This is a genomic window from Ramlibacter sp. WS9 (assembly GCF_003797765.1).
Taxonomy (GTDB): Bacteria; Pseudomonadota; Gammaproteobacteria; order Burkholderiales; family Burkholderiaceae_C; genus Ramlibacter.
Genome location: NZ_RKMB01000083.1, coordinates 1 through 1,190, shown reverse-complemented (window position 1 = coordinate 1,190; position 1,190 = coordinate 1). Strand labels below are relative to the sequence as shown.

1 protein-coding gene and 1 pseudogene are annotated in these 1,190 nt (G+C 63.9%); both read right to left on the bottom strand.

Annotation, left to right across the window (positions count from 1 at the left end):
- Window positions 1-323: pseudogene (locus tag EEB15_RS33010) on the bottom strand (branched-chain amino acid ABC transporter permease); the annotation flags it as partial.
- A gap of 81 nt (window positions 324-404) precedes the next feature.
- A partial coding sequence (locus tag EEB15_RS33005; protein ID WP_141514230.1) for an ABC transporter substrate-binding protein occupies window positions 405-1,190 on the bottom strand: 786 nt, incomplete at its 5' end.

Here is a 1,190-nt window from a genome sequence, read left to right as displayed (position 1 = left end):
TTCAGCAGGGCTGTCGAAACGCCCACGGTCGCGAAGATCTGGATGTGCGCGTCGGCCGACAGCAGTGGCTGGATCACGAAGCGCTGCGTGAGCGCGCCGACGGCGCACAACAGCAGAACCGCGGGCAGCGCGGCTGCATAGGGATGCAGGCCGAAGTGCAGCGCCATAAGCCAGACCGCGTACATGCCGATCATGAGGAACTCGCCGTGGGCGAAGTTCACCACGCGCACCACGCCGAAGATCAAGGTCAGGCCGATGCTGAAGATCGCATAGGCGCCACCCAGCAAGGCGCCATTGACCAGCAACTGGAGAAAGGTGGACATGAGGATTCCAGACGCGCGCCGAGAGGGCGCGGCGTTGAGGTGCAAAAAGGCGGAAGGGGCGCGTTGGCGCCCGGGCCACGACTACTTGACGGCGAGCGGCTTGGCGGTCGCGACGTTCTCGGGGTACACCGTCACGAGCTTGCCGCCCTGCCACTGCATCAGGTTGCTGGTGGCAAGCTGGTTCTGGCCGTTGTCCGTGAAATGAAAGCCCCAGCCCGCGGCGGTGCTGCCCAGCGGCTTTTTGTAGGCCAGGACCGCTTCGCGGATCTTGTCCTTGTCGGTGGACTTGGCGTTGGCCAGCGCATCGAGGAAGCCCTTTGCACCGACGTAGTTCACCAGGCTGTGGCCCGAGCGAGGGGCCGATCCGTAGCGCTTCTGGTATTCGGCGACGAAGGACTTCAGCCCGGGGGCTCCAGCCTCAGCCATGGTCACTTGCGGAAAGTCCACATTGAACGCGCCATCCATGGCCGCACCCAGTGCCTGGGCCGTGTCGCTCAAGGAATAACCACCACCCGCACCGATCACGGCGCGGGGCTTGTAGCCTGCCGTGGCGGACTGGCGGAAGAACAGCAGCGTGTCGTTCTGGTAGGAGGTTTGCAGCACCACATCGGCCCCGGCGCTCTTGAGGCGAAGCACCAGCGATGACAGATCGACGCTCTTGGCCGAATAGGCCAGGCTCTCGACCACGTTGAGGCCCAGGCGCTTCGCTTCTTCCTTCTGGAAGCCACCGACCAGTGTGCCGTAAGGGCCGTCTTCGTAAACGATGGCGATCTTCAGGCTCTTCGGATCGGCCTTGAGGGAAGGCGCAACAACCTGGACGATGGACTCGACGCTGCGGCTGGCAAAGGTCTTGGCCGTCGAGTTGCT